Below are 26,443 nucleotides of genomic sequence, written 5' to 3' on the forward strand. Positions count from 1 at the left end.
CATTCCTATTTTACTAATAATAGGATTTAATGATGAACCTTGATATGTAAACATCGAGGCGCCAAAAAACAACATTCCAATCCCTAATATTATCATAAAGACCCCAATTTTTTGATAGATTGACATTGATTTATCTGAGAAGTTTGGGTCGAAATTAATAAATTGGTCCGGATCTGATTTTGAAATTGTCAACTCTTAAACATATGATCAACAAATATAAAACGCCACAGCTATTTCTTGAAGATACTGAACATTTTTTAGAGAAAAGAGAACTGGAAAATAACCTTATTTTAGGTCTCTGCAATGGATTTACCGATAAAACCAAGGTACAGGAAGGCTGTGTATTTATTAATGCTACTGATGGCGATAAAATAATGGCAGCTTCAATTAAAACTGCTGCCAAAGCAATTATTGCAGGCGAAACAAACAATAACACCTATATAAAAGAATTGGCTGATTATTACCTGGAAAACAATATTGATTTAAAGGGCGTGTTCGGAAAGGATTTTTATGTAAATGAGTTTTCTGATTTTTACGGTAAGCAGCCATATGTTGATATGACGTTGATAGTTCACCAACTAACAACTGTAAATAAACTACCGGCTGCAACAGGTGAATTTGAACTGGCCGATAGTAATGATGTTGATTTAGTTGCCAGGTGGGCTTTAACATTTGAAGATGAGAAAAGTCCGGCAGTTAGAAATAGTAAAGAGCAGGTTCTAAAAACCACGCAGGCAAAAATTGCTTTAGGAGATATTTTTAAGTGGACAGACAAGGGCAATATAGTATGTATGGCGGCTATAAACCGCAAAACAAAAAATGCAGGGATAATCGGCCTTGTTTACACGCCCGAAGAATATAGAGGAAACGGCTATGCAACCAGCCATGTTCAAAAATTAAGTGAATACATTTTACAAAACGGCTTTAAATATTGCGGGCTTTTTACCGATAAAGCAAACCCAACATCAAATTCTATCTATAAAAAAATTGGGTATAAGCCGATAACTGAGTTTATGGATATTGGATATAAATAGTATCTGCGCAAGGTGAAACCATACTTCTTGTTCAATTGGTACCAAAGGGGGAATAATGTTGAACCTCTTTGATTTTATAAGACGAAGTATTAGTTTAGGCATTTATCCATATTTAACCTATGTACCAGCTTATTCTTTCAAACGTAGCAAAGCACATTTCACTAACTGAAGAAGAAGAGCTTTTTTTCCTCTCATTACTGAAATTAAAAACAATTAAGCGGAAAGAATTTTTATTAAAGGAAGGCGGTGTATCCAGGTATCAAACCTTTGTTGCAAAAGGCTGTCTTCGTACCTATACTATTGATGATATGGGAAAAGAACACATTGTAATGTTTTCTCCTGAAGATTGGTGGTCTGGCGATATGTATAGCTTCATTACAGGAAAACCGGCTGCATATACTATTGATGCTTTAGTTAAAACAGATATAATTCAGATCAGCAAAAACAATTTAGAAAAGCTTTACGAAAAAATACCAAAGTTTGAGCGCTTTTTCCGGATGCTTTTTCAAAATGCCTTTGTAATTTATCAAAATAGAATTACATCTAATCTTTCGCAAAAAGCTAATGAAAGGCACAAACAGTTTATCAAAACTTACCCCGGACTGGAGCAAAAGATCGCACAAAAATATATTGCTTCATTTCTAGGCGTCACCCCCGAATTTTATAGCGCTATGAAACAAAAATAGCAAGCTATTTGAAAATCTTAATGTACCTTATTTTTTGGGGTTAGCATTAGTAGTAGGTTTGTTTATACTTAAAAACACTTCAATTATGCAAACAACAAAATTAAATAACATTGATGAGATCACACACATTGGCAATCATATTTGGGAAAGTTGGGCTTCAATGTGGAACGGCGATTTGTCTATTACCAAAAACATTATAGCAGAAGGACTAAAAGTGCATTTAACTGCCGCAGCCAGGTATGACCCTAACAATATTGTTGATGGATCAGGTGTAAAAGAAATGGTAAGCAGCATAAGAAATAAATACAGGTACTTGAAGTATAAAACGCTTGCAGGTCCTTTTGTTGATGTTCAGCAACAGGTTGTAACGGCACATTGGGAAGCACAAATAGTTTTTGATGGACGTTCAGAATTGCCTAATGACATTGCCGGTGAAACATTCACTATTGTAGGAACCGATATCCTTAAATTTAAGGACAATAAAATTTATGAATTCTGGACAATGAATAATCCGGCAAGACCATGAGCTAAAAGATTTAATATCTTTAACGGCAAGTATAATTAAATATGGATAGACGCACTTTCGTAAAAAGCTCTGCAATATCAGGAGCGGGTTTAGCAGTTAATGGGTCAAATTTATTTAAAGGAATGGGGTCGTTCCTGTTAAATGAGCAGGAACCTGTTTCTTTAAACGGCAATAGGTTTGTCACCTTCTGCATCATGATCCGCACAACGCCATGGGAAGTATCAAGGGATATTAAGCTGCACCCACGGGACGAATCTGCATGGCATACATTAGACGGGGTGAGGTGGATGAGAGAGGCTTTTGCTAAAAACAATCCCGATGGAAGGCTTACCTGGGGGTTCACGTTGAATGCCCTGGAAGATAAGCGAAAGAATTATGTCGAGATCAGGAACTATGCCGCTGAGTGCCAGAGGAAATACGGCGATGAGGTTTCCTATTTTCCGGGATACTTCCCCGCAATGTATTTGCCGCGCGAAAGGATAAACCGGGAAATGACGGAGGCTATTGAAACAATCACTGATTTTGTGGGTAACGGTTACAGGCCGCAGGCTATAATGGGAGGATTTTTATCAGCCAATAATCTACAATATCTGGCAGAAAAAGAAAAGATCCATACGGCCCATGCTGTGATATGGAGCCAATCGAACATAGATGGCGGTGGAGCTGATGGCTCACCCTCCTATCCTTTTTATCCTTCTACAGAACATTTTTGCAAACCAGCACAAAATGACAAAGACTTTATTGATTGTGTAAACCTGGATGGATGGACAATGGATTTTATTTGCGCACGCAGAAGCGGTGCGTCCGACCACGAGATAACGGGCTATAACAGCCGCCGTGGTGTCGGGCCGATTGAAACCTACATTGGATGGGGGCTTGATTTGGGGCACAGGGAGGTTATGCACACCCAGTCCATCCATTTTGACAAAGGTTATGAATTAAATGGGTTTGGTTGGGTAACCAATATCTGGGAAGCGCAGCTGGTTTATGAATTTGGGAAAGAACTGGTATGCAATGCGCTGGAAATGTGGGTAACCGGTACTAAAAAGCGCTGGCCCGATACCCGCTTTGTAACTTTTGGGGAATACGGAAACATTTGGCGAAACCAGCACAAAAACAACGACAAATGGAATTACCGTTTCGAGGAACGCGGTTCGGGCCTTGGCGACTCGTACAATAACCTCGAGATCAAATGGTTTATGAATAAGGAATTCCGGTTGGCCCTTTTACGCGACTGGCACCAAAACACGCCCGAAATGGTAATAGATTTTACCCGTTATGACCTAACAGCGAAAGAACCAGCTGACCCAAGTCCGGAGCATCCTGATAAAAACTGGAGTTTGATAAATGAGATTAACCAAAAGGGTTTGAGGGCGCAGGATAAGCCGAGGTTGATTAAGGAATTGGATAAAAAAGCTAAGGAGTTGATTGCGGGTTATTATCCGGGGTTGATGGTGTGAGTTACTAAATTTGCGGTCTATCCCGCCGCCTGTTCAAGTGTCCCACTTGAACACGTTAAGTTTTGAGCGTCCACGCTCAAGTAAAAGGCTTTAAGGCATTCCGAAGATATTCATGAGCGGGACGCTCAGAGTTTTTAGCATTCAAGCGGGACGCTTGAACGGGCGAGAGTTGTTTAATTTAGTCGTCCATCAAATGGCGAAGATACAATGCCGGGTTATCCAGGAATGATTTAGTAAGACTAAAATGCTCGGTATCTTCATAGCCGGTTTCGCTCACCCCACTTTCATCAAATTGGTAAATAGTAGCACCAGGGTAACAAATAAGCATCGGCGAGTGGGTGGCAATCAGGAACTGGGCCCGGCCACTTCTATCTAGCTCATGTATAACAGACATAAAAGCCAATATCCTTGCAGGCGACAGGGTAAAAACTGGAGTTTAATTAATGAAATTAACCAAAAGGGATTGAGGGCGCAGGATAAGCCGAGGTTGATTAAAGAATTGGATAAAAAGGCGAAGGAGTTGATTGAGCGGTATTATCCGGGGTTGATGGGGTGATACGCAATACAGCGTTGGCATTTAACAGGCTTTGATATTCTTATACTAGTTTAATGTTATATCTAAAGCGCCTTAACTTTTGATTTATTTTAATTTAACCAGCTCTTTTAAAGCGTCAGCTATATTTTTATTATTGAAGTTATCAATTTTTTCCTTTTCTAATTCGATTGTTGATTCATCCTTTTTTAATATGAAATTTCTTTCCGTTTTTGCTAACTCCTGTACAGTAAACTGAATTATTGTTTCATTATTTGTCACAAATGCTGATTTGATACTGGCTAGTTTCATTTCAATATTTGTTAGTTCGTTGTGAAAATATTTGATATCAGACAAATTAGTTTTATAAATTTTCAAAAAAAAGAACGCAAAAATCTCCACAAACACAACAATAGAAATTCTAGGAATGTAGTGAGCAAGTACAATTATTAAGGTTAAAGTCGTAAGTTTCGTAGTAAAGACATCGTAAGCCAATATACCAACGGCTAAAGCGGTCACCACTGTACCAAAAACCAAATTGACATTTGCACTTTTGGTTAGTCGGGCAATTTCAAAATTAATCCGCTGTTGAAGTACCGTAAGATGTTGATCAATTTTACTTACTTTAATGCTATTTTCAATTGATTGACCAAATTTTTCATTAAATAAGGTTAACATATCTTCATTGCTTATTTTTTTAATAAGATCAAATAACGGATCGCTTACCGGTAATTCTTCAATATTTTTTTCTATTGTTTCATTTTTTTGATCTTCGCTGATAGCTTTTATTTTTGAAGAGATTACTTCAGTATTCTTTTCTCGTATGATATCGCTGTACTGTATAAAAATGTCCTTTTTATTAAATTGAAGATAAATATACAGTGCTAAAGAAACGCCCACCAATACAAATAAAATCCCAGATATCACCATAATGGATTCATATCTTCTACCGAAATCCAGCATATATGCAATATCTTGCCTTAAAAATAAGATCAGCAATCCAAGTACCAAACAGACAACTCCTGAAATAAGATATAGGTTAAATATATTTTTCATTTTTAATATTGATCTTATTATTTTTATAAGAGATTAAAGATAGGAATCAAAAGTATTTAATGGAACATATCATAATAAATTTAGGTTAGTTTTAATTTGAGCTCATTTTTAATGGACGCCTATGATAGTTTAAAACATGTACAACTTCTCCCCACACACTCCATCCCGCTCACTTCCTAAATCCCGCAGACTGGGTCTACGAACAACTATACAGGTATGTAACCACCGACACAGTATCTTACATTTGCGCTAACCTAATTTACTGTTCAGTTAAAACAAGCAAAAACCAGCAATTTTAATTAACTAAAAACAACAATACACTGATTATAAATAAAATACAGCAACACACGCAAAAACATAAATTTAAAAACAATTGGCAATCAGTCACTTACAATATTTCAATGACAGGATAAAATCTAAAAACCTGATAATGAGCATGTTTCACAGCGTTCCGGGTGTTCCGCGTGCAAAAACGGAACGCTTCACGAGTGTGGGCAACGTAAAAGGCCAAGATTGAATAATCGCCGACATTGGAAAGCGCCAATTGATCACTCCACCCTACTCACCCCATAAATTTTCACTGGCTTAACCAAATATTGCGAGATATCTTTTTGCAATTGAATTAGCTTCACAACATCCATCCCTTTGGTTACCCTGCCAAATGCGGCAAAACCCTGCCCATCGGGATTTCGGGCGCCGCCATAATCTAAAGCAGGCTGGTTATTGATGCAGATAAAAAACTGGCTTGTTGCGGAGTTTGGGCCGCTGCGCGCCATTGAGAGTGTGCCGTTTTTGTGCAGCAGGCCCGTATATTTGGTAGTTTCAATTTTTATACTGTCCAGGCTCAAACTGTCAGGTACATTGCCACCCTGGATCACCTGGATCTTTACTTTTCGTGTGGCTTCGTTAGCGGGCGTACACACCCTGAAAAAGCTGCTGCCGGTGTACAGTTTCTTGTCGACATAACGCATAAAGTTTGCTACCGTGATTGGCGCTTTGGTCGGGTAAAGCTCAATAGCTATATCGCCCTGCGAGGTTTTAATAAGGCAGTGTACAGGTGGCTGGGCAAAAGTGGCTAATGGGATAACTATCGTTAAACAAAGAATGACTATTTTTTTCATATTGCGTTTGCATCAAAATATTTAGAAAGTTACTACTTCTACAGCTTAGTTGACGGTTATTTCAATCTTTTTGAAACAACGATCTGGCAATTCTATCTATAAATCCAACCTCTTACCCTTTCTTTTTAAAAAAATTGTAAAAAAATATTGCGTAGTTAAATAACTACATATATATTTGTAGTCAAATAACTACACAATGAATTTAAGACGCGATGTATTTCAAGCCATAGCCGACCCGACAAGAAGGGCTATACTTCTGTTAGTTGCTTCACAAGCCCTTACAGCAGGTGCAATAGCCTCAAACTTTGACACAGCCAGGCCGACAGTTTCAAAACACCTGCAAATACTCACCGAGTGCGAATTGCTTGAACAAAAACAAAACGGCAGAGAAATTTTCTATAACATAAATGCAAAAAACATGAAAGAAGTAGCTGACTTTATTGAACCATTCCGCAAAATGTGGGATGACAGGTTTAACATATTGGAAACCATAATGAAAAACTACAAACCAAAAAAATAGAATACTATGGAACTAAAAACAAAAATTAATGCCGAAGACGGCAAACAGGATTTAGTGATCACCAGGGAATTTGATTTGCCTTTGGAATTACTTTTTAAAGCGTATGCAGAGCCCGAACTTGTTGAGCAATGGATGGGAACGAAAGTGCTGAAGCTGGAATGTAAAAAGCATGGCAGTTATGAATTTGAAACAAGTGATGCTAAAGGAAATGTGGTATTTAAGGCCAATGGGGTAATCCATGAGTTTAGTCAAAACCGGAAAATCACCAGGACATTTGAAATGGATAATGTGCCTTTTGGCGTTCAGCTCGAGATCTGTGAGTTTGAACGAGTTACCGATAACACCTGCAAACTCAATATGCACGTAATATACGAATCTGTTGCAAAAAGAGACCAGGTGTTGAAACTACCCTTTGCCCAGGGCATAAACATGGCACATAATAGAATACAAGAAATATTAAACACTTTAAAATAATTAAAAATGGAAAAGAGAAAGGTTATTGGATATTGGATAATTACCGTAATATTATCTTTTTGTATTTTTTCAGGCGGATTAGCACAGGCTATGCAGGTAAAGGGGGTTATACAGGGTTTTAAACCTCTCGGGTACCCTACTTACTTTATTTCGCTTATCGGTGTTTGGAAGGTATTAGGCATAATTGCAATATTAATCCCTGGATTTAAATTGCTTAAGGAATGGGCATACGCGGGTATATTTTTTGTTATGAGTGGTGCGGTAATTTCACATATTGCCAGCAATGATGTTTCTATTCAAATAATTGCCCCGGTTGTACTGGCCATTTTTACTGTTTTATCATGGTATTTAAGGCCTGCTAATAGAAAAATTATTTCGGTTGACTAATTATGAACAACATCAACAGCACTAAAAAGGCGTTATCGCAAGAACAAAGTAGAGAGTTACTCAGCGCATTGAAATCCCGTTTTGAGAAGAACATGAACCGCCATAAAGGTATTGAATGGGCTAAAGTACAGGCAAAGCTGGAAGCCAATGCTGAAAAACTGTGGTCGCTTGATGACATGGAAAGTACCGGCGGGGAACCAGATGTTGTTGCTTATGATAAACAGACGGATGAATACATCTTTTATGATTGTTCGGCAGAAAGTCCAAAAGGCCGCAGAAGCCTTTGTTACGACCGTGAAGCGCATGAGTCAAGGAAAGAATTTAAACCGGAAAATAGCGCCGTTGATGTGGCGGCGGTTATGGGCATTGAGCTTTTATCGGAAGAACAATACCGGGAGTTGCAGCAACTTGGAAATTTCGATACAAAAACATCGAGCTGGGTGAAAACTCCTATTGATATCAGGAAACTGGGCGGAGCCATCTTTTGTGATCGCCGCTACAACACTATCTTTGTTTATCATAATGGAGCAGAATCATACTATGCAGCCAGGGGTTTTCGTGGCTCGCTAAAAGTCTAAATTTTTCACAAATAAAATACGATAACGATGAACGGAACGAATCCTAAAGTTGATTTCTTTTTTAATAAAGCCAAAAAGTGGCAGGAAGAACTGGAACAATTGAGAATGATCGCCCTTAACTGCGGGCTGACCGAGGAATTGAAGTGGGGTTGCCCCTGTTACACGTTTCAGAAAAGCAACATCGTATTAATACATGCATTTAAAGAATACTGTGCATTTCTGTTTTTTAAAGGTGCCTTATTAAATGATGCCGATGGGATCCTGATCCAGCAAACAGAGAATGTGCAGGCGGCGCGCCAGGCACGGTTTACTGATATCAGCGAAATAGTTGAGCAGCAATCCGCCCTGAAAGCCTATATTTACGAAGCCATTGAAGTGGAAAAAGCCGGCTTGAAAGTGGAATTTAAAAAGACCGAAGAATTCACCATTGTTGAAGAATTTCAATATAAATTAGAGCGGATCCCTGCTTTGAAGACTGCTTTTGAGGCATTGACACCCGGACGGCAAAAAGGATACCTGCTTCATTTTTCTCAAGCAAAACAATCCAAAACCCGGGAAGCACGGGTTGAAAAATATATACCGCAAATTTTGGATGGAAAAGGGTTGGATGATTAGAATGCTCGATGAGAAAATAATTGATCAAATTTTAAGATAGTATCAATAATCATCTGACTAAAACTTGTCAATAAATAACACTAATTTTAGTGCTATTAAATAAAAAAACAATTACTGCTATTATCGATTTTCAATCAGGTTAATAATTTAAATTAAGTTTTATAATCGCTTTTATATGAAAAGATATGTATTAGTGCTCTTTTTACTTGTCTATTTTTCAGGCTATTCGCAAAACACCATTAATAATTACAAATATGTAGTGGTGCCCGAAAAATTTAATTTCCTTAAGCAAAATGATCAGTACTCACTAAACAGCCTGACAAAAGTCCTTTTACAGGATAAGGGTTTTACAGTTTATCTTGATAATGCTGAATTACCAAACGAAGTGGCTAACAATAAATGCCGCGCATTAAGTGCTGACGTATTGGAAAAAAGCGGAATGTTTACCACAGGACTAACGCTTGTATTAAAAGATTGCCAGGGTAATATCGTTTTTAAAAGTAAAGAAGGTAAAAGCCGGGAGAAAGATTATAAAACTGCCTACTATATGGCTTTAAAGGACGCCTTTACATCCTTAGACCAGATTTCATATGCCTATAACGGATCAACCAATGAGCCAGCCCAGCCAGTGGTTACAACAATAGCCGCAACTGAACCTATAAAACAAATGGCTGCACCAGTAGCTTCAACTGAACCTGTAAAATCAGCAATAGCAGCTTCAGCAACAACGGCAAAACCAACTGAAGCGGTAACCAATCAGCAGGCAGGAACATTATATGCCCAGGCAATAGCCAACGGGTACCAATTAATTGATACTACCCCGAAAATCGTTTTAACCATCCTGAAAACCTCGGCGGAGAATTATTTTATAGCCGGTAACGCTACTGCTAACGGGATAGTCCTAAAAAAGAACGATGGTTGGTTTTTCGAATACTATAAAGAGGGTAAGCTTATTTCTGAAAAGCTGCTGGTTAAATTTTAACCCTTTTAAAGGATAGTTTTAGGAGCTGTTATACGAAAAAGCAATTTAAGCTATGATCGGTGTTATAGCCGCACTATTAGCATTAACTTTTCCCCTACCCACTGGATTCTTATCCGTTTTTTATATTTTAGTCCAATTTCCACAAAAAATGCATCCGCTTATACAGCACATTCAAAAATTGACTTCCAGTCCTGAGATAGCTGGTGACACTATATTATCATTTTTTGAAACAAAGACATTTAAGAAAAAGGACGTTTTACAGGAAGAAGACAAGCGTTGCTTGTCGTATTTTTTTGTAGTAAAAGGGTGCCTTCGTTTGTTCTTTACAGATCATAACGGTGCGGAACAAACGCAGCAATTTGCGTTAGAAAACTGGTGGATGACGGATTTGAATGCTTTTCGATCCGGGCGGAAATCAGCCTATACCATCCAGGCGCTGGAGGCTACTGAGGTATTGACCATTACTGCCACAAACTATGAATTGATACTGGCAGAATTCCCGGTGATGGAAAAGTATTTCCGGATAGTATATGAGCGGGCCTATGCAGCGTCATTGCTCCGGATCCAAATGATTTCGAGAATGCCCAAGCCTGAATTTTATGAGCTATTTCAATCAAAGTACCCGGAATTCCTTCAACGGATCCCGCAGAAAGTATTGGCATCCTTTTTAGGCTTTACACCGGAATACCTGAGTGAATTGCGAAAAAATCTTGTAAAAGGGAAATAATTCATGACCGGACAATTATATCAACACATTCAAAAACTCATCCCCGGCTTTAACGTCGGGCAGGAGAAAATAGCCCAGTTCTTCCAAATCAAAGCAGTAAAAAAGGAGGAATTGCTATTGAGCGAAAAGGAAATTTGTGATACGCTTTACTTCGTTAATAAAGGTTGTCTGTACCTTTTTTATGAAGACAACAATGAAAAACAAGTCGTACACTTTGCATTGGAAAACTGGTGGATAACCGACTATAAGACTTTTCCAGATGGTAAACCCGCCGTTTATTCGATTGCGGCGATGGAAGATTCAGAAATTACCTGCATAAGCAGGAAAAACTACGAAACACTTTTGTCAGCCTTTCCCCTACTGGCCTTGTATTTCAATAAAATTCATGAGCGGGCTTATGGCGCTGCCTTATTTAAACAAAAAACATTTGCTACCGTGTCTAAAAAAGATTTCTATTACCATTTTAGAAATACTTATCCTGAATTGATCAAAAGAATTCCCGACCCTATTTTTGCCTCCTACATGGGTATTTCCATGGAAACTTTAAAGACCTACCAGTACCTGTATATTTCTTAAACCAGCTTAAGTTTTCCCTGCCGGGCAATTTTCAACTTTGTATTATTAAAATAACCTTAAATAATGCAAATCATGAAAATAGTTGTTATCGGCGGTACCGGCCTTATTGGTAGCCAGGTGGTAAATCAATTGCAGAACTCAGGACACGAGGTGATTGCCGCTTCACCCAACAACGGTGTCAACACACTTACCGGCGAAGGTTTAACCGAAGTATTGCAGGGCGCTCATGTAGTGGTGGATGTGTCCAATTCACCTTCATTTGAAGACAATGCGGTGATGAATTTTTTCAAAACCGCAAACGAAAATCTGTTACCTGCCGAAAAGGCGGCAGGCGTGCAGCATCATATTGCTTTATCGGTAGTAGGCACTCAAAAATTACTGGCCAGCGGTTATTTCCGCGCGAAACAAGTGCAGGAAGAATTGATCAGGGCATCAGGAATTCCTTATACCATTGTTCACGCAACACAGTTCTTTGAGTTTGCAGGAGGTATCACTCAAATGAGTATGGCTAATGGAAAAGTGATAGTGCCCGCGGCAAATATTCAGCCCATCGCGAGCAAAGACGTTGCATCTTTTGTGGCCGAAAAGGCATTGGAAAAACCTGTCAATAAAACCCTGGAAATAGGCGGCCCTGAAAAATTCGGCATAGCGGTATGGGTAACGCAATATTTGCAGGCAACTCATCAAAACTACGAAGTAGGATCTGATCCCCATGCCTTATATTCAGGAGCGCCGCTTACTGTAGATACTTTGGTGCCGGAAGCTGCTGTTTTCCTGGGTAAAACCCATTACGCGGATTGGATTTCGAAACCTGAGAATCAGCGGTAAGGACATAATCGAGCCTCAATATATAAACAAAAAGCCTGGTCCGCAAAAGCGGATCAGGCTTTTGCATTCTGACCATTCAAGCATTTTGCATTAACAGCCGTTCCAGGCGTTCCATTTTTACAGCGGAACACCCGGAACATTGTGAAACACGCTCATTATCAGGTGATTTACTTTTAACAAATCTGCAACTAATTGATAATCAAACAACATACAATAAGCGCTCCTATCGTGTCATGAAAAAGGTTTACATTTATTTTAGGCCTGTAATGAATTTACATTGCTGACAAAACACTATCATCACATTAACGGCTGCAATCGCTTAAATTTGTTGTAATCGTTGTACCCATGTCAACCACCCGCCTGTTCAAACATTTTGCTTGGACAGGCAGCTTATTCAAGCTATATTAATACAAGAAATTAAAAACAGCGGTTAAATATCGCGTAAAGAGCCATCACCCGCAGTGTGCGCGTTTTTTCTTCCTGTTAGTGTAACTCCCGCACTTGCAACAATAACCAATGCTACCGCAAGCCATTCGTGAAAAGATAAGTATTCATGCAGAAAAAGGAGACCGGAAAATGCGGCCACGGCTGGTTCCAAACTCATTAAAATACTAAACGTTTTTGCAGGGATTTTCCGCAGCGCATGCATCTCAAGGGTAAAAGGGATGGCGCTTGAGAGCAGGGCCAGCGCAAGCCCCGGCAGCAGCATCACAGGCCTGAGGTGGACAAACAATCCATTGCCTATAGCTACTGGCAACACCAGGATAGATGCAAAAATCATCCCAATGGTAACGGCTTTTCCTCCATCCATTATTTGAGATATACGACCGCCCAGTAAAATATAGGCTGCCCAAAGTGCGCCTGCAAGCAAGGCTAGTAGTACACCGGTAATATCTAAACCCTTATTGCTCCATGGTGCAATAAGTGCAATCCCTATGGCAGCAAGCAGCACCCATAAAAAATCTATTATACGTCTGGAACCGGTCAGAGCGAGCACCAGGGGGCCTATAAACTCAAGGGCAACACCCAAACCAAGCGGTATGCGGGCTATTGCCATGTAAAAAACGGTATTCATTGTCCCTAATGTCAAGCCGTACAAGGCAACAGCTTTCCATTGCGCGGTTGTTAAATTTCGCAGGTTGGGCCGGTTAAAAACAACCAGGATAATGGCTGACAAAACTATTCTTAACGAAGATGTTGCAGCCGCACCCAGCACAGGAAAAAGGCCTTTTGCAATAGCCGCGCCACCCTGGAAACTGGCTATAGCCAATAGTACGCCCAGCACCGCCGGAAATTCAAGACCTTTTTTATTCTTCATTTTAAGAATGTTTTGCTGCGGAAAATAATGATTTCAACGGCAACAGATGTCAGTTTAAAGTCAGTTCATAAAGCAATTAGATATGAAATAATGCTCTTTCCTGTTTCAGCGTTTCATTTAAATTAAAATTACAGCGAAGGCACAAATTTAGCCTTCAGGTCAGGTTCTTTCATATTGTGATCTAATGGAAAAATGGGCCGCGTTAATCTTTTATAGGGTAAATGCTCAATATCCTGGTCTACCCCGCCTGGTGTTAATGCCAAGAGCCAATCAGCACGCATGGCAAATAGCTCAGGTTCAAGGTAACCGATCTTCACCACCACAATATCGGCAGTCCTTGGATTAAGGCCCAGTTTTGTAAAATCCTTTTCATGGTGATATGGCTTCCTTTTTTGGGTCACGATAATGTGCACACTTCCCATTTTTATTGACGCCTCCACTTCTGCGTCCATATCACCTTTTACAATCGACTCTACTGTGCCGGTGATGTGTACAGGCGGCGCAAGCCTGGCGTCTACTTTCGCACCCGCATAGCCGTCCACATGGCCACCTATACCGGCCGCTATTGCCATTTTAATGAGTTCAGGACCCGGGATGGAGGCATAGATCAGCGACGGACCCTGATCCGTTTTAAATTCCGGCCGTTTCAATATTTGTGTTAAGGTCCATGTCACATCACCTGCGCCCCCGGCTGTCGGATTATCGCCGGAATCGCTGATGTAAAAAGGATGTTTAGTGCTTGCGATCGCCTTATCCAGGCATTCCTTTAAATTGCCAGTGGGCGCAACAAACTCAAACTCGTTTCGCACATCCCAGAAGCTTTTAGCCAGGTACTCAGCTGTGCTGGCCACTTTGGCTTTGTCATCACCGGTAACCATCACTACCGCATGGTTCCGTGGTTCATCAGCCCAGGCGTAACCAATCCATATCGCCGCATCCACAATACCTTCCTGTTTAGCTGCCGGCCATACTTTCTCATACAGGCTTTTGCCCGGCTCAATCCTGGTGCTGGTCTTTTCACCAGGCAACAGAATTGGGACCGCTATATAGGCCTTGTAAGCCGGTTTGCCTTTTCCGCTTTCAAGCCGGTCGATCAGGTTAGTCACAGCGCGGCGTTTGGTTTGGAGCGCGTCTTCATGCGGCGCCATGCGGTAACAGGTAATCAGGTCGCTGTTTTCAGCCAGTCGCCACGACACGTTGCCATGCAGATCCATTGCAGTTGAAACAATTGTCCTCTTACCAATCACTTTTCTTATCCTCACTAAGAAATCTCCCTCAGGATCATCCAGGCCGACCACGCTCATTGCCCCGTGGATATCATAAAATAAACCATCGTATGGGCCATTTTTTTGAAGAGCCGCCAGGGTTTTCCCAACCAGCGATTCATAAGCCTCCCTGCTAACGGCTCCCCCCGGTAAGGCGTGGCCGTCTATTGTCGGAACCCATACCGCCGCCTTGCGAATGGCTGAATCAGGAGCCCAGAAAGGATAAATCGAGAAAATAGCATCACCATATTTAGCGTGAAACGCGGCCTCGTCCGTTAGCGCCGGTGAAAAGGTGCTCGATTCGATCCCCAACCCTGCAATAGCAATCCGCGGCAGATGTTTAACCGGTATATTAGTTTGTGCGCTGGCCAGCGATGTTGCCACGCATAAGATCAACAAAAGAGAAAATTGTTTCATAGGTGAAGGATTAACGGTGAATCTGTATGATCAAAAATAGGTAAATCAGGTTTAGCGTTCCATTTTTTCAGGCGGAACACCCGGAACGCAATAAAACACGCTCATTATCAGTACGTTTACTTTTAACAAATCAGTAAATAACTGATAATCAAATGATATAAAATTAGCACTTCTGTCTCGTCCACGACAATTGAGATGCATTAATAAAACCGGACAGTAGGATTTATTAATGCATCTCTACCCGCGCTATAGGAGGCTTCCTTTATGTCCCCCGTTTTTTTAACCGTCTCGCTGTACTTATTTATCGCCAACCCAGTGCAGGAGCAACATGCTCCAAAATAGCAGATAGCACATGAATATTGTAATCAACGCCCAATGTGTTCGGTATGGTCAACAACACCGTATCCGCTTCTTGTATCGCTTCGTCTTGTGCTAATTGTTTGATGAGCTGATCGGGTTCGGCTGCATAACTCTTTCCAAACACTGCCCGCTGATTAGCCTCAATGTACCCAAAACTATCAGCCCCTTTTGCTTGCTGACCAAAGTAATATCTATCCTGCTCAGTTACCAGTGCAAAAATGGAGCGGCTTACTGAAACCCTCGGTTCGCGCTGATGCCCTGCTTTTTTCCAGGCTTCTTTGTACAATCTAATTTGTTCGGCCTGCTGGATATGGAAAGGTTTGCCGTTTTCGTCAAATTTTAAGGTGGAACTTTGCAGGTGCATACCATTTTCGGCCGCCCAAACCGCAGTTGCATTAGAGGCAGCTCCCCACCAGATGCGTTCACGCAATCCGTCAGAATGCGGCTCCAGGCGTAACAAGCCTGGCGGATTCGGAAACATCGGATGAGGGTTAGGCTCGGCAAATCCGGCGCCTTTTAATTTATCCAAAAATTCCAAAGCCTTTTGCCGTCCCATATCTGCATCGGTTTCCCCTCCGGCAGGTTCATAACCGAAATAGCGCCAACCTTCAATCACTTGCTCCGGCGAACCACGGCTGATGCCTAATTGTAAACGCCCACCGGAAATCAGGTCGGCAGCGCCGGCATCTTCCACCATATATAGAGGATTTTCATAGCGCATATCAATTACACCGGTCCCGATCTCTATTTTGCCGGTTTTGGCCCCGATAGCGGAAAGCAGGGGAAACGGCGACGCCAATTGGCGCGCAAAATGATGAACCCGGAAATACGCACCATCCAAGCCAATTTCTTCCGCGGCAACAGCCAGATCAATAGATTGTAGCAAGATATCTCCTGCGTTACGGGTTTGATACGAAGGATGGTCAGACCAGTGTCCGAATGATAAAAATCCTATTTTCTTCATCATTAGTTTAATTATTATCAGCAAATGTAAGCATCCGGACGCTCCGTGCAGGTCACCGCTTAGTAATAATGGTTTTCAGGTTAAGTAGAAACGCGATGCATCGGGTATCTGCGTCGAACGGCTATCTGCAATTTAATGGTATTGTGGAATGGCATGAATAGTTCAATACCTGGCAGCGATGTCACGAATGCTCCACCTCTTTAGGCCGGGGCTACACATTCGCTCCAGAAACGGGATTAAAAAATAAGGTTAGTGTTATCAATTCTGGTTTTAAAAAACATATATTTAACTGTTTTAAACTTAAACCGACAAACAATGAAAATTCTACTTCCTCTATTATTTATAGCCTTGTTTTTGACATCTTACTCCCAACCCAGAAAGTTGGCTTTTAAGGGAATTGATCTTCAAAAGAATGGTAAAATTAAGGAAGCAATTGACAACTATAACAAATTCCTAGCCTTTTATGAGGGAAAAGATCGCCCTTATGATAGAGATTATATTGCGGTATTGGCAAACCGAGCGTCGGCCTACGCTGAATATCACAATGGCAAATATTATTATATTGATTCGTGCATGGCGGACTATACCACGCTCATAGCTATTGATTCTCAAAATCCAGCATGGCTGTATTCGAGGGCGACATTGTATACTTCAACCCGTCAATATGAAAAAGGGATTGTCGACTTTACGGCTTTTTTTTCACTGATGCCAGAACAAGGTAAAATACAAAAACAATATGTTATTAATAATGAGCAAGGAGATATAAACACGCAAGACGGCGGAGTGGATAATTTTACCATGTATGTTTCGTCACTAAACCACAGAGCGGATTGTTATTCTTGGCTGAAGCGGCACAAGGAGGCAATTGCAGACTGCGATAAGGCTTTAAAACTAATTCCTGAAGACCTTTATGCACTCTCTATAAGAAGCGTATCGTTAGAGGGCATAGGCGAATATCCATTAGCATTGAATGATATTGAACGCTCACTTTCAATTGACTCAAACAGGAAGTGGTTACTAATGAGGCAAGGCGACGATTATTATGCCATTAAAAACTATTCATCCGCCATAAAAAGCTTTTCGAATGCAATTTTACTTAGCCCAAAAGATACACTTGCGTATTTATCCAGAGCTGTATCATTTTCCGCTCTAAAAAAATATGACGAAGCTTTAGTTGATATTACTAAAGCTATCTCAATGAGTAATCACTACTTGGATGCAAAGATGTACAAATGTGCATTACATCAAGCAATGGGCATGTATGACTCAGCGATAAAAGATGCTGAGGCGTTTTTCGCAGAAACCCCGGTTAGAAGCACTACGATCCAGGCTATTATTAACATCGACAATAATAAATTCAAGGCGGCGCAACTTAATTATAAATACCTTAAGGATCATCATTGGGAAGATTCATTGTCGAACCGCGAAAGGAGCTATATAATAGCTGGCGTTCAATTTTTACCAGAAAAAAAATATGGAGACGCCCTTAAGGTGCTCTTGAAATTGTCCAGAGAACAGGAAGATTTCATTTTGGCTGATACCAATAAGGACATTCCAATGGTGGAAACTGGTTATGCGAATGTATTGGCTAAAGCGGGGTGGGTTTACGGCCAAGCTGGCGAGGAAGAAATGGCGTTAACGTATTATAGGAAAGCTCAGCTCATTAACCCTCTTATACAAAACGTCACAGTCAAGATTGACTCCCTTGTTAAGCGAATGCAAGCTGAAAGGGATACGGATAGCGTCGGTCCAGCAATTACTCTTCTAAAGACTACCGTAGATTCGTTAAGAAAGTTAAACTCGGTCGATAAGACTAAAAACACGCCTTTTTACGTCAGCGGTGTTTGTAAAGATATTTCAGGAGTTAAATGGATTAAAATTAATGGCAACGACATAGGAGGAGTTAACTCAGAAGGCTTCTTTGGGACCTATATGTCGCTTACCGGAATTGACATCACCATTAAGGCATCGGACAATAAAGGCAATATCTCTTCCCAGGTATTCAAAATCCAGAAAAGTGACAGAGGCGTGGACTATTTACCTGAACAGATTCGCGAGATTTCCGAGAAGAAGCAGACATTTCACGCCATAATCATAGCCTGTAGTATGTACTACGACTTACCCGGTTTACCCGACTTACACGTAAGCGTTGTTGAGGCTAAGAAGCTGGAAAATGTATTGATCGAAAAATACGGGTTTAAGAAATCAAACATTAGGGAAGTGTTTGATTCGCCATACGAAGACATCACATTTAAGTTAACAACTAAGGTTCAGTCTTTGACAGACCAGGATGACCTCCTGATATTCTATGCAGGACATGGAACCGCTCTCCAAAACAAAGAGGGCACAAATATAGGCTTTTGGATACCGGGGAAATCCACTGATACAAACAGATACATATCCAATATAAAGTTAGATAAGATACTTTCCCATAGCAATGCGAGACACGTTCTGATAATAGCAGACGCTTGTATGGGAGCCGCTATGATGGGGAGCCATCGTGAGTTGACTCCGGATGAAAAGATGACCAATAGATTTAAAAGCAGGCAGATAATGACAAGTTCAAATTGGGGTGACTCGCGTGGCGACGGCTTTTTTGTTGACCAGATAATAAAAGTTCTTGAAGACGATTCAAGGGGGAATATAATGGCCGTTGACCTGATGGCTGAAATCAGCTTACCCGTCAGAAATGCTATGGGAACTACACCGATATTGAGCAATTTTGGATGGGATGGCCACGACGGTGGGCAATTTATTTTTAGAAAAAAATAAATTATGGAGCGTAAAAGAAATATTTTTGGTTTTTTAAAGAAAAGAAAGGTCGCTCGTCTTTTCATATCGATTTGCTATTCCGTTATCTTATTTACCTGCCTGCTGATATGGAACTATTCCGGTTTGCATCTTGCTTTAAATGAATCATTTTTTAAAATTGTGCACCTAATTAACGCAGTGACGCTAAGAGATGAGGCGTTGCCGTTTGATAAGACGCAGCTTCTCTTTGTTGACGTTTCAGAACGGCTTGAAGTGATTGAGAATAGCAATTCGTCAGCAAACTACGCAATCTCTGATAGAAAAGCCCTTATAAAGCTTTTTAAACTCCTTAAAAACAACTGCGTGCCGGATAGTTGTTACATTATTTGCGATCTTTATTTTAATAAAAAATCACAGTCTGATTCCGAACTGGAAAAGGCGATAAAAGAGTTCCCCCATTTTTTTTCGGCTTTACTCGATGATGACGGTAAAACAGTCCCCAATATTTTACGGGCAGGTGTAGCCGCTCCATCCGGGATTGATATTACAAGCGGATCGCTGTTAGATTTTTCATCAAACGAACTCAGCTATCGACCTGTAAGCCAATCTAATGCATATACACTGCCTCTCGTTTTATTTGAAAGCTATAATGAAAGACATATAGTGCCTCGAGGATTTTATTATCAATCGAATAATGCCTACTATTTAAATACGATTGAAATTTGTCCCTACATTGATCGCGATGCACTTCTCGAACCATCTTATGAGGGCTACACCACCCAAAATAATATAAGCGGCAACCGTAATATAGATTACTTTAAAATAGACGCCCTGCTTACCGACGTGTCTGACTCCAGATCACTAAAGAAACTGTCGCGAAAAAAACTCATTGTCATTGGTGATTTTAAAAATGATTTGCACAAAACGATGGCCGAGAATATGCCCGGCCCGTTAGTAATATTTAACGTTTTTATTGCGCTGCAAATGGAGCGGAACAAAATAACGCTCTTCAATATCCTGCTGATGCTCTCCTTCTTTACTTCAGTTATATATATAGAAATCTATTTAAAGAATAATAAGCGGCTTAGACCTTATCACCGATGGCTAAGAAGCATGAACGGACGCTTTGCAATTGAAGTATCGGTTTCCATACTATTGATCTGGATTGCCTCGTTTCTCAACTATTTTCTCTTCAACTCCAGTTTAGACGTTGTAGTTGGAACCATATTAGTCACCGCAATTGCATATATACATAAACGCTCAACTAAATACCTTAAAAAACCTGTTTTACATTCATGAAAAAGATAGTCTTAATTATTATTTTAGATTTCATCACGATGTCAGTTTATCCACAGCCTTGCAAAGTTGAATCTGTATTGCAAGGCAGTGCAAAGCTTAGCGGAAAAACGCAGGCAATCAAAAAAGGAGACGTTTTTAACTTATCCGACAAAGTGATTTTCACAGCAGATTCAGTGTTAATAATCTGTAAAACTATAAATAATAAATACGCTTTTATCACAAATCTTAGGGAGCCTGAACATAATCACTGGTGGAATAAAATCGTAAGAAAGATCCATGAATATGTTTGGACTACCTCGACACACATACCAGTCGCTCACATGGGTGAAGAACCTAGAAATGGCGATGACCTTGCCCGATACTTCTTCCGGTTTGACACAGACAGTAACGCAATGCTAATTGTCGGCAGAAGAAAAATTCAGGTCGACTACGCAAGTTTTAAAGACACGACTAAAGGATATTTTGAAGTGAGGGCCGCGGATGAAGAGATTAGCGAACAATTAAGGCCAATAATTGACAGTAGGCGGCAAGTTATGTTTTTTGAAGTAAGTTGCGCGCCTCTTGTCTCAAAACGGAGAGATCCCTTTTCGTATTTCACCACGGATATTACTCTTTTTTATGTGGACAACCGAAGAAAAGAGAGAAACAAATTAACTACGTTTAAAGTGGTCAGAGTTAAATCATCCGATATTCAAAACATCACCCTAATTTATGGTGGAGGATTTGAACCCAGTTATAGGGATCAAAAAAATCGAAAGGCTCAGGTGTCGGAACTACTAGGTTTTTTAAATACCTTTTTTGGTTCTATTGACCAGGAAAATGTCAGGTCGCTTTTGAGTAAATTAGATAAAAAAGCGGTGACAGCACAATAAAACGATTATAAAATAAAGGCAAGATTCTAATCTTAAAATATATCTATAAGGACAATACTTAAATTGTCGAGCTCTCCCTATTCTGCCGCGAGTATCCGGCCGGCCAAAAGAGGTGGGCTACGTGCGCCGCGTTTAGGTAGCACGCGTGCTATGTAGCAACATCGCCTGCGCCTACAATATCTAAACTGCCAAAATTTGACAGATACAGCCAATTATAAAACTATATCATGGCAAATGCCACCATGTATTCCGTGCTTGAAGACACAGTCTCCAGGCATAGTAATCTGAAGTTAAAAACGGACACCCTGTCATTTTTGATAAATGCGACCTCCTTTAATCACCATTTTAACCGATTTAATGTTGCCTATGTCATTTAACGGATTGCGTGAAAGCACCAATAAATCTGCATCCATATTTGGACTGATGCTTCCTTTTACTGCTTCCAGGTGTAATGCAGCCGCACTGTTTTTTGTCGCCGCCACAATGGCGTCAAAAGGACTGAATGAAGCATCGGTTATAAGCACACGCATTTCGTCCTGTACAAATTGTTCCTGATCATCATCGGTACCGGCGCAAATAGCTACCCCAGCTCTATAAGCGTGGGAGGTAATTCGTTTGGCAATCTCATAGTCCCATTGCATGGACGTGTCACTGGCTGCCCATTTTTTATAAGTCAGCAACGTTGCGTCGAATACGGTATGATGTTGTTTCATCTCATTGAACAATTCATCAAGCGCAGGTACCGCTTTATCCCAAAAAGCAGCATCATGATGGTTTTTCTTCCAAAAATCAGGCACCTTATCAACTTTCTCATAGATCAGCAACGGTGCATGTGAAATAGAAATGCAGCCGGCACTAACAAGGTCGGAAGGCTTTGCACCCTGCAACCATGCATGCGACCACACCGGTATGTTTTGTCTTTTTGCTTCATCTATAATTTTCCAGGCTAATACACCGGAAAGATTCGCGTATAATTTAATGCCGCTGGCTCCGCATCCCTTTGCCTGGGCAACCGCCAACGGTAGGTAAGTAGTATCAGTTATGGCTTTCATATAGGCCATGTTTCCCGGTATACCACCTTTAGTTGCTGCTTGTGTTCTTGGATCACTAAAAAATGAGGGCCCTGCCATCAATGCAGAATAGTAAATTCCCGGTGATGTTATTTCCCCTTCATTGGCATCACGGCCAAGCTCGGCCAATATCCTTGCATCGCCCGCCATATCCCGAACTGTTGTTATGCCGCTGTAAAGCATTTGCCTTAATACTTCTAACGTATGTGCCCGGTTGTCAGTACCGCCTGGGTCGGTAGCCATATGCACATGACTATCAATCAACCCGGGAAGCAGATATTTACCCTTTAAACTAATTACAACAGCTGAATCAGGAAACGCCATGGTTCCTGTCGGAAAAACCCTGGTAATTCGCCCATCCATAATCACAACGGTTTGATGCATGGCTGGGACCGGATGCCCGGCATCAATTATCGTTGCGTCATTAAGTACTAAAACTTTTGGTTTAAACTGCGCATAAGAAAACCAGGGAATCAAACAAAAGAGCAAGATATAACCAGGATAAAATTTCATACTTGTAGGCTTGGGTGATTAAACATAAAGGCAATTTACCAATTATTATCCGGTAAACAGCGGCATGTTTGCCCCTCACGCAAGTCTGTAGAAACGGATATCCGAAACTCATTTATTACCAAGTTCCTCCGCCAAACCGATAAGAAGCCCCTCGGTTCCACGAATGTAGCAGAGCCGGTACGAGTTCTCATACTGAACCACTTCGCCTACAAGCTGAGCGCCGTGCTTGATGAGCCTCGACACCATCTCGTCGATGTCTTCAACAGTGAACATGACACGCAGATAGCCAAGCGCGTTCACCGGGGCTGTACGGTGATCTGAAATTACAGCCGGGGTAACAAACCGCGAAATCTCAAGCCGGCTATGTCCATCCGGAGTAACCATCATTGCAATTTCTACGCGCTGAGAACCCAGTCCGGTAATGCGACCGGCCCATTCACTTTCCACTATACCCCGTCCTTCAAGCTTCAGGCCTATCTCTGTAAAAAAAGAAATGGCGTTATCGAGGGATTCCACAACAATGCCCATATTGTCCATTCTTATTAATTTGTTTTCTGCCATAGTTTTATTTCCTTATGAATTAAAATCTTTCTATTTCGTTATCACAGGGTCTCCGGCACGGGGACCCTGCGCTGCCATAAATTTTAAATCTTTTTATTGGATCTTTTGTTTAAAAGATATGCCACCGTTGCTCCAGTAAAACTGCATCCCTGAAGCGCCCCCTTGTTGCTGGCCGAATTTAATCTGTACGTTTTCGTCCAGCTGGAAATACCCGGGCGAGATATAACGCAATTTAAAAACCTGGTTTCCCCGTTCCGGGTTTTCACAATACAGGGCGCCCTCCTTTACATAAAACTTTAGCCCGCCCTCATAAGTGCCAAGGTAGGCTTGCACAGCCTGGGGGTCTACCGGCCGGTCAACGGCTTTATGCTGATTTGCAGCCCAGGAGTTCGGGAATAAAGTTGAAGTGACATCTTCCAGCGATGCATCCGCATTAAGTGCAATGTCAGGAATAACCCCTACGCCCTCCCATTCTGTCCCGGTATGGATATTATACGAATGGGCAAACGGAATGCCCGCCACAAAGCCATGTCCCAAAAAAACCGGCCCTACCGGGTGGGAGCCGCCTGCTGTTTTTTCACCTGCTATAGTTCCCCTTTTTGTCGCCTGCATCGCGTAGGCCAGGTCTTCAGCCGCCGAAACCGTGTTGCTGCTGGTTAATACATACACCGGCATCCGCAGGATCAGCCCGTCGGTGGCAGTTGGGTCCGTCCAGCCTTTGGCGGTGTCACGCTTGTTGGGGACAATGATATCATTTACCCGTGTCCTATCCGCAAAAAAATAACTGGCCACCTGTTTAACCATCTGCGGGCTGCCGCCATGGTTGTCCCGCAGGTCGATGATCAATGCTTTGGTATGCCGTACAAAGCGGAAAGCCGCTGTAACGGTTTCTTTGGCTGCGGGGCTAACATCCATAAACCCGTTAAATTTTACGTAGCCCACATTGCCGGGTAAAATTTCTGAAGCCGTGAACATAAAATTACGCTCCGCCATATCGGCATTTCGAAGCGAATCCTGGTGCGGGTTGGGCGCACGCATTGGCGGAGGCGCACCCATTTGCGCCATCCGGGCATCAAAATGAAAACCCATATGCAGGTCAGGGCAGGCAGTTTGCAGATCAGCCGAGATCCGCGCTGCGAACTGCTGTGGGTCTTTAATAGCCCGGTAGGCACCCTTTGCCAATTGCCCCTTAAGGTATTCGCTCATAACCCGGGCTTTATCTGTAAAAACATAGTTAGTGATCAATGCTTTTGACAACGTATCGATCACTACCTGTGTAAGTTCCGGCGTCATTACAACGGCAGTTGCCTGCGGCCTTTCCTGCGCCATGCAGGCGAAAGAAATTGTTAAAAGGAATAAGGTTATTTTTTTCATGGTTTGATAGGTTTGTGGTTCTTTAGTGCTTGCGTATTGCGATATAAACGGATCAATTGGTGGTTTTAGCATACGCATCCTCAAAACGTGCTATTACGTCGTCGTACAGGGTTTTCATGTCTACACTATTCCGCGATTATTTTATAGCTATCTATCCAAAAAACCGGTTGTACAAAGTTTGCCTTTGCGCTTGGTTCCGGTGCGTCACACCCGCGCCGGGAAGCGTTTTATTTATCCAGGGCCCGTTTCAATGTAGTATGCGTCGATCTGGCACCCACCCGCAGGCTTATTGAGTCGCCATCGGCGTAGTATCTGCCTTTGTTTTTAATCTTCATGGTATTAATGTTAGCAGTGAACCATAAGCTGTCGCCTTTCACTATGCCATCCGAAATATCAAAGCTGCCTATCGACGACGTCACCGTACCTGTGAGCGTTGCGCCATCAGTCTTAAAAGTATAAGTTATTGGGAATTCATTGCCATCCGGCCCTTTTAGCATTGCAGACCATTTGCCATCTATACCGGCAAAATAAGCGAATGCGGCGCCAACGCAAAGGAGCAAAGCCAGCGTTGTCAATATATTTCTTTTCATGGAATGGGAGGTTAAATGATTTATTAAAAGTAAACATTTATTCTTAAATGACCACTCTGCGCGTTCATACGTCCCGCTTAAATTCCTGTGTCAAAGCAAAATGCCTGTCCAGGCGAAAAAAAATTAATATTTGTATTATTTTTACAAAATAAGACCGATTGAATGCAACTGTCTCCGTCGAATGAATTGAAATCCATCGTTAAGCACTATCTGTTTGTTGATAGTAACGATGTCGAACATTCGTGCTATCGTTTTTTTTCTGATGGGAATCCAGGCATTGTGTTTCATTTTGATGCGCCGTTAATCCAGAATAACAATACAAACACATCTGAACAATTACAGCCAAGGAGTTTTATTTACGGGCAGATCACGCATTATAATAACATAACTCTAAATGGCAAGCTATCAATGCTGGTGGTGGTTCTGCAGCCATTTGGTATCAATGCACTTTTAGGAGTTGCAACCTCCGAACTTAATAACGCTATTGTTGAACTTACCGATGTTTTCAAACAAGACGCTTATGATCTTGAGGATCAGCTTCTCGAGGCAACTTCTATAAATCAGCTTATCTCATTTTTTGAGCTGTTCCTGGTGAAAAGATTAGCAGCTGTTAAGCAGGTGGATCAAAATTTAAAAAATGCTGTAAACATCATTTACCAGAACCGTGGCATGGTTTCGATAGAAGATCTGATCAAAATCCTTCCCGTTACTGAGCGGCAATTGGAGCGTAAATTCAACCATTATATCGGCTCCTCACCAAAAAAATTTGCTGATACAATAAGATTTCAATTCTTTTTAAAATCCCTTCAAAATATTCCTTCCGATAAAAGCCTTACTGAAATTATTTACGCCAATGGATTTTATGATCAGGCCCATTTGAACAAGTATTTTAAAATAAATACCGGTTTAACACCCATGCAATACAAGTCGGGCTATAACCCGTCCGTCATAAATTTCATGCGGGTCCAGTAATATCCGATTGTCGTT

At 41.3% G+C, this 26,443-nt stretch carries 28 protein-coding genes; 18 read left to right on the forward strand and 10 right to left on the reverse strand.

Features of this window, described 5'->3' with window-relative positions; translation table 11 throughout:
* The first annotated feature begins 203 nt into the window (after positions 1 to 203).
* The 4 genes from BUE31_RS04535 to BUE31_RS04550 all read left to right on the forward strand — a co-directional run bounded on the left by BUE31_RS04535 (position 204) and on the right by BUE31_RS04550 (position 3,706).
* Positions 204 to 1,034 (forward strand): GNAT family N-acetyltransferase, encoded by an 831-nt coding sequence (locus tag BUE31_RS04535; protein WP_073400659.1) that lies wholly within the window; start codon positions 204 to 206, stop codon positions 1,032 to 1,034.
* A 119-nt stretch (positions 1,035 to 1,153) separates the two neighbouring features.
* Complete coding sequence (locus BUE31_RS04540) at positions 1,154 to 1,720, forward strand: Crp/Fnr family transcriptional regulator (RefSeq protein ID WP_073400661.1); 567 nt, start codon at positions 1,154 to 1,156, stop codon at positions 1,718 to 1,720.
* 85 nt (positions 1,721 to 1,805) lie between these two features.
* Entirely contained in the window at positions 1,806 to 2,246 is a 441-nt protein-coding gene (locus BUE31_RS04545) for a hypothetical protein (RefSeq protein WP_073400663.1), read from the forward strand.
* A gap of 41 nt (positions 2,247 to 2,287) precedes the next feature.
* Positions 2,288 to 3,706: a DUF3863 domain-containing protein gene (locus BUE31_RS04550; RefSeq protein ID WP_073400665.1), complete on the forward strand. Its 1,419-nt coding sequence runs from the start codon at positions 2,288 to 2,290 to the stop codon at positions 3,704 to 3,706.
* A gap of 178 nt (positions 3,707 to 3,884) precedes the next feature.
* Here the strand turns inward: BUE31_RS04550 and BUE31_RS04555 are convergent, their stop codons facing one another.
* Positions 3,885 to 4,100: a hypothetical protein gene (locus BUE31_RS04555; protein WP_234997749.1), complete on the reverse strand. Its 216-nt coding sequence runs from the start codon at positions 4,098 to 4,100 to the stop codon at positions 3,885 to 3,887.
* Here BUE31_RS04555 and BUE31_RS31640 point away from each other — a divergent pair.
* Positions 4,086 to 4,262 carry a DUF3864 domain-containing protein gene (locus tag BUE31_RS31640; RefSeq protein ID WP_143167019.1) on the forward strand — a complete coding sequence of 59 codons (177 nt, stop codon included), beginning with the start codon at positions 4,086 to 4,088 and terminating at the stop codon, positions 4,260 to 4,262. The genes BUE31_RS04555 and BUE31_RS31640 overlap by 15 nt on opposite strands.
* Positions 4,263 to 4,346: 84 nt before the next feature.
* Here BUE31_RS31640 and BUE31_RS04560 read toward each other — a convergent pair whose 3' ends face one another.
* Together BUE31_RS04560 and BUE31_RS04565 are read right to left on the reverse strand one after the other, a co-directional pair.
* Positions 4,347 to 5,294 (reverse strand): hypothetical protein, encoded by a 948-nt coding sequence (locus tag BUE31_RS04560; RefSeq protein WP_073400667.1) that lies wholly within the window; start codon positions 5,292 to 5,294, stop codon positions 4,347 to 4,349.
* Between the two features lie 548 nt (positions 5,295 to 5,842).
* Complete coding sequence (locus BUE31_RS04565) at positions 5,843 to 6,415, reverse strand: peptidylprolyl isomerase (protein WP_073400669.1); 573 nt, start codon at positions 6,413 to 6,415, stop codon at positions 5,843 to 5,845.
* A gap of 196 nt (positions 6,416 to 6,611) precedes the next feature.
* Here BUE31_RS04565 and BUE31_RS04570 point away from each other — a divergent pair, with 196 nt between their 5' ends.
* The 9 genes from BUE31_RS04570 to BUE31_RS04610 all read left to right on the forward strand — a co-directional run bounded on the left by BUE31_RS04570 (position 6,612) and on the right by BUE31_RS04610 (position 12,102).
* Positions 6,612 to 6,935: an ArsR/SmtB family transcription factor gene (locus BUE31_RS04570; RefSeq protein ID WP_073400671.1), complete on the forward strand. Its 324-nt coding sequence runs from the start codon at positions 6,612 to 6,614 to the stop codon at positions 6,933 to 6,935.
* 6 nt (positions 6,936 to 6,941) lie between these two features.
* Positions 6,942 to 7,409, forward strand: a complete 468-nt coding sequence (locus tag BUE31_RS04575; RefSeq protein ID WP_073400673.1) for an SRPBCC family protein — start codon at positions 6,942 to 6,944, stop codon at positions 7,407 to 7,409.
* 6 nt (positions 7,410 to 7,415) lie between these two features.
* Positions 7,416 to 7,796 (forward strand): DoxX family protein, encoded by a 381-nt coding sequence (locus BUE31_RS04580; protein WP_073400675.1) that lies wholly within the window; start codon positions 7,416 to 7,418, stop codon positions 7,794 to 7,796.
* Between the two features lie 2 nt (positions 7,797 to 7,798).
* Complete coding sequence (locus tag BUE31_RS04585; RefSeq protein ID WP_073400677.1) at positions 7,799 to 8,374, forward strand: DUF4256 domain-containing protein; 576 nt, start codon at positions 7,799 to 7,801, stop codon at positions 8,372 to 8,374.
* A gap of 27 nt (positions 8,375 to 8,401) precedes the next feature.
* Positions 8,402 to 8,989 carry a YdeI/OmpD-associated family protein gene (locus tag BUE31_RS04590; protein ID WP_073400679.1) on the forward strand — a complete coding sequence of 196 codons (588 nt, stop codon included), beginning with the start codon at positions 8,402 to 8,404 and terminating at the stop codon, positions 8,987 to 8,989.
* Positions 8,990 to 9,164: 175 nt separating this feature from the next.
* Complete coding sequence (locus tag BUE31_RS04595; RefSeq protein WP_073400681.1) at positions 9,165 to 9,971, forward strand: hypothetical protein; 807 nt, start codon at positions 9,165 to 9,167, stop codon at positions 9,969 to 9,971.
* A 148-nt stretch (positions 9,972 to 10,119) separates the two neighbouring features.
* Positions 10,120 to 10,698 carry a Crp/Fnr family transcriptional regulator gene (locus BUE31_RS04600; protein WP_073400683.1) on the forward strand — a complete coding sequence of 193 codons (579 nt, stop codon included), beginning with the start codon at positions 10,120 to 10,122 and terminating at the stop codon, positions 10,696 to 10,698.
* A 3-nt stretch (positions 10,699 to 10,701) separates the two neighbouring features.
* On the forward strand, positions 10,702 to 11,274 hold the full coding sequence (locus BUE31_RS04605) for a Crp/Fnr family transcriptional regulator (protein WP_073400685.1): 573 nt from the start codon (positions 10,702 to 10,704) through the stop codon (positions 11,272 to 11,274).
* A gap of 72 nt (positions 11,275 to 11,346) precedes the next feature.
* Positions 11,347 to 12,102: an SDR family oxidoreductase gene (locus tag BUE31_RS04610; protein ID WP_073400686.1), complete on the forward strand. Its 756-nt coding sequence runs from the start codon at positions 11,347 to 11,349 to the stop codon at positions 12,100 to 12,102.
* A 430-nt stretch (positions 12,103 to 12,532) separates the two neighbouring features.
* Here the strand turns inward: BUE31_RS04610 and BUE31_RS04615 are convergent, their stop codons facing one another.
* The 3 genes from BUE31_RS04615 to BUE31_RS04625 form a co-directional block, all read right to left on the reverse strand.
* Positions 12,533 to 13,420: an EamA family transporter gene (locus BUE31_RS04615; RefSeq protein ID WP_073400688.1), complete on the reverse strand. Its 888-nt coding sequence runs from the start codon at positions 13,418 to 13,420 to the stop codon at positions 12,533 to 12,535.
* Positions 13,421 to 13,548: 128 nt separating this feature from the next.
* Complete coding sequence (locus BUE31_RS04620; RefSeq protein ID WP_073400690.1) at positions 13,549 to 15,102, reverse strand: M81 family metallopeptidase; 1,554 nt, start codon at positions 15,100 to 15,102, stop codon at positions 13,549 to 13,551.
* 301 nt (positions 15,103 to 15,403) lie between these two features.
* Positions 15,404 to 16,426 (reverse strand): LLM class flavin-dependent oxidoreductase, encoded by a 1,023-nt coding sequence (locus tag BUE31_RS04625; RefSeq protein ID WP_073400692.1) that lies wholly within the window; start codon positions 16,424 to 16,426, stop codon positions 15,404 to 15,406.
* Between the two features lie 315 nt (positions 16,427 to 16,741).
* Here BUE31_RS04625 and BUE31_RS04630 point away from each other — a divergent pair, with 315 nt between their 5' ends.
* The 3 genes from BUE31_RS04630 to BUE31_RS04640 are packed head-to-tail and all read left to right on the forward strand — an operon-like array spanning position 16,742 to position 21,348.
* Entirely contained in the window at positions 16,742 to 19,198 is a 2,457-nt protein-coding gene (locus BUE31_RS04630; protein WP_073400694.1) for a caspase family protein, read from the forward strand.
* A gap of 3 nt (positions 19,199 to 19,201) precedes the next feature.
* On the forward strand, positions 19,202 to 20,476 hold the full coding sequence (locus tag BUE31_RS04635; RefSeq protein WP_073400696.1) for a hypothetical protein: 1,275 nt from the start codon (positions 19,202 to 19,204) through the stop codon (positions 20,474 to 20,476).
* On the forward strand, positions 20,473 to 21,348 hold the full coding sequence (locus BUE31_RS04640; RefSeq protein WP_073400698.1) for a hypothetical protein: 876 nt from the start codon (positions 20,473 to 20,475) through the stop codon (positions 21,346 to 21,348). Before BUE31_RS04635 ends, BUE31_RS04640 begins: the two co-directional genes overlap by 4 nt.
* Before the next feature lie 308 nt (positions 21,349 to 21,656).
* Here BUE31_RS04640 and BUE31_RS04645 read toward each other — a convergent pair whose 3' ends face one another.
* The 4 genes from BUE31_RS04645 to BUE31_RS04660 all read right to left on the reverse strand — a co-directional run bounded on the left by BUE31_RS04645 (position 21,657) and on the right by BUE31_RS04660 (position 25,456).
* Positions 21,657 to 22,931, reverse strand: coding sequence for an amidohydrolase family protein (locus BUE31_RS04645; protein WP_073400700.1), 1,275 nt, complete (start codon positions 22,929 to 22,931; stop codon positions 21,657 to 21,659).
* Between the two features lie 108 nt (positions 22,932 to 23,039).
* Positions 23,040 to 23,492, reverse strand: a complete 453-nt coding sequence (locus BUE31_RS04650; RefSeq protein WP_073400702.1) for a VOC family protein — start codon at positions 23,490 to 23,492, stop codon at positions 23,040 to 23,042.
* A 93-nt stretch (positions 23,493 to 23,585) separates the two neighbouring features.
* Entirely contained in the window at positions 23,586 to 24,938 is a 1,353-nt protein-coding gene (locus BUE31_RS04655; protein ID WP_234997751.1) for a S41 family peptidase, read from the reverse strand.
* 155 nt (positions 24,939 to 25,093) lie between these two features.
* Complete coding sequence (locus BUE31_RS04660; RefSeq protein ID WP_073400706.1) at positions 25,094 to 25,456, reverse strand: hypothetical protein; 363 nt, start codon at positions 25,454 to 25,456, stop codon at positions 25,094 to 25,096.
* A gap of 162 nt (positions 25,457 to 25,618) precedes the next feature.
* Here BUE31_RS04660 and BUE31_RS04665 point away from each other — a divergent pair, with 162 nt between their 5' ends.
* On the forward strand, positions 25,619 to 26,428 hold the full coding sequence (locus tag BUE31_RS04665) for a helix-turn-helix domain-containing protein (RefSeq protein WP_073400708.1): 810 nt from the start codon (positions 25,619 to 25,621) through the stop codon (positions 26,426 to 26,428).
* Positions 26,429 to 26,443 lie beyond the last annotated feature (15 nt).

It is taken from the genome of Mucilaginibacter sp. OK098 (genome assembly GCF_900142915.1).
In the GTDB taxonomy this organism is placed as follows: Bacteria; Bacteroidota; Bacteroidia; order Sphingobacteriales; family Sphingobacteriaceae; genus Mucilaginibacter.